The following is a 2,582-nucleotide window of genomic DNA, read 5'->3' on the forward strand; positions in this document are numbered from 1 at the left end:
ACCAATTTATTGCAACCGCAGTAGGACAGCCTTAAGTCCGACAGGCTGCTAGCGCAGCATTTTAGCGTTTATTTCACCCGCAATGATTTCAGCCTGAGGCCCGAGAATCACCTGCAGGTTATTTTCGCCAAGCTTCACCACCCCTTTGGCACCCAAGGCTTTCAGACCGGCTTCATTGATCAGGTCACGGTTGGCCAGAGTCAGGCGCAGACGGGTGATACAGGCTTCAACAGAGGTCAGATTGTCCTCTCCACCCAGTAGTTCAATATAACGCAGAGCACGCTCTGAGCCACTGACTGCTCCAGAAGATGTTACTGCCTCCGGCTCCTCATCTTCACGGCCCGGGGTCTTAAGGTTGAAAGCCCTGATGGCGAAGTAGAACACACAGAAGTAGATAACAGAGAAGGCCAGACCAATGAACACCAGTGTCACAGGCTTGGTAGCCAGCCCCCAGTTCAGAGCCATATCCAGCGCACCTGCAGAGAAGCCAAAGCCATGCAGAACACCAAACATGTTGGTGACCACCAGAGACAGTCCGGTCAGCACTGCGTGAACAGCGTAGAGGCCTGGCGCCAGGAATACGAACATGAACTCCAGAGGCTCAGTGACACCGGTCAGAAAGGCAGTTGCACCGACAGACAGCAGAACACCACCCACACGGGCACGATTTTCTCTAGGTGCCGCCAGATACATAGCCAGCGCAGCAGCAGGCAAACCGAACATCATGACCGGATAGAAGCCCGCCATGAAAGTACCGGCAGTGGGGTCACCGGCAAAGAAACGAGGCAAATCACCCGTTACTACCTCACCGGCAGCATTGGTGAATTCACCGAAGCCAAACCAGAAAACAGAGTTCACAACATGGTGCAGACCTACCGGAATCAGGCCACGGTTCAGCACCCCGTAAGCAAACTGCCCAATAGGCCCAGACTCAGAAATTCCATTAGCAAATGCATCAATGGCAGACTGGATGACTGGCCATACATAACCTGCTACTACAGAGACAGCCAGGGCAATCAGACCGGTCATGATCGGAACCAGACGTTTGCCGCCGAAGAACGCCAGGTAAGGTGGCAGAGCTACCGCATGAAAACGATTGTAACTGTGACCGGCAATGATACCGGCGATAATGCCGCCAAAGAATGACATATCAATGTCAGCATTGATGGTCTTGGCCCCGGCAGTCAGTACAAAATAACCCACTGCACCCGCCAGCACCGCAGCACCGGCATCGTCCTTTGACAGTCCGGCAGCAATACCCATCGCAAACAGCAAAGGCAGGTTACTGAAGATCGCGTTACCCGCTTCTGCGACAAAGGCAATATCCAGCAGGTCAGGCTGCCCCAGACGCAGCAGAATTGCCGCAATAGGCAGAGTGGCGATGGGCAGCATTAATGCCTTACCCAATCTCTGCATATAGCCAAGAATGTTCAAAATAGTTACCCCTTAGATTTTAACGTCACTGCACAAACCTTTATCAAAACCCCGTGGAACTCAAAAAGACAGACTCTTGATGGGCAGCGTATGGTTTGGGACGAAATGTAACCGGTCACAATGCACCAGTTCAACTGTGTTGTGAAGGTTTCGTAAGGAGATTAACCCGTTATTGACCCAGAGCAAAAAAGCAAACGGAACATTTGGTGTCAGTAGTCACATATGACACACCACTTCAGAGAGCACCTCAATGAGGTGCTTAAGCGATGGGAGCCAGGTGTCTGTTCATTGACTGGAATGAAACAGAGGTAAAGCTCAGTACTCGGACTTTGTCACTATTGGGCTCCTGTTGTAGAACCTTAGGTAGGCCACGATGTTACTGAGCAGGAACAGCACTTCCATGACGACGGCCATCGGGGAAAGGACAAGAACGTTGTGGCTCAACCAAACTACCGCCCCCACCATCATGATCAGTCTCATCTCACGATCGTCTTTACTGAATGCGCCTATCGTTTGCAGGCAGGAGCCGACGAACGCCACGAGACTGATGAAAGACTCGTAGGTAACAAAGAGTGTCACAACATTGATAATCAAAAACAGGTTTCTTACCCCGGGCCGAGACGTAAAGCAACTGGTCAGATAGCGTATTGACGCAATCGTCATAACCACGGCCGCTGTGAAAGCATTGAGTAAGTAAAAGTGCGTCGCAATCAACGCTCCCGCAATAAACAGGCACAACACCACCTGTTTGCGTATTTTGAACTGAAAAGACAACAGGTCAAACACAATAGCGATGGATACCAAGATCTGTGAAAGCGTGTAATTATCCATGTTTACAACCCTTGTTCACTCTGGCTCACGCAAGGGTAATTGCCTCCAATGCGATTGATGTCCGTAAATATTCTGTATTCGCCGGATTGTTTTATGCGAGCCAATTGGCTTTCCATTATTTCATACATCAGCAATTTGCTCTTTTTTTGTTATGCCTCATGCTTATTTTATTGCGAGATGTAACGAACTAAAATAATTCAAAACATTAAATTATCCAATATAATCATTCACTGCACGTAATGACCTCCTCATCCAACCGCTAATACCGCTACTAAAAATCTAACATAATCTGTAATTATGTAGACTTATCTACGCCG

At 49.2% G+C, this 2,582-nt stretch carries 2 protein-coding genes; both read right to left on the reverse strand.

Annotated elements, in window-relative coordinates; genetic code table 11:
• Positions 1-48: 48 nt before the first annotated feature.
• Positions 49-1,434, reverse strand: a complete 1,386-nt coding sequence (gene nagE, locus KDK18_RS06735) for an N-acetylglucosamine-specific PTS transporter subunit IIBC (protein WP_257254107.1) — start codon at positions 1,432-1,434, stop codon at positions 49-51.
• A 315-nt stretch (positions 1,435-1,749) separates the two neighbouring features.
• The gene (locus KDK18_RS06740; RefSeq protein WP_257254108.1) at positions 1,750-2,265 is read right to left on the reverse strand and encodes a YgjV family protein; all 516 of its coding nucleotides are present in this window, start codon (positions 2,263-2,265) and stop codon (positions 1,750-1,752) included.
• Positions 2,266-2,582: the final 317 nt, after the last annotated feature.

Source organism: Endozoicomonas sp. SESOKO3, assembly GCF_024606255.1.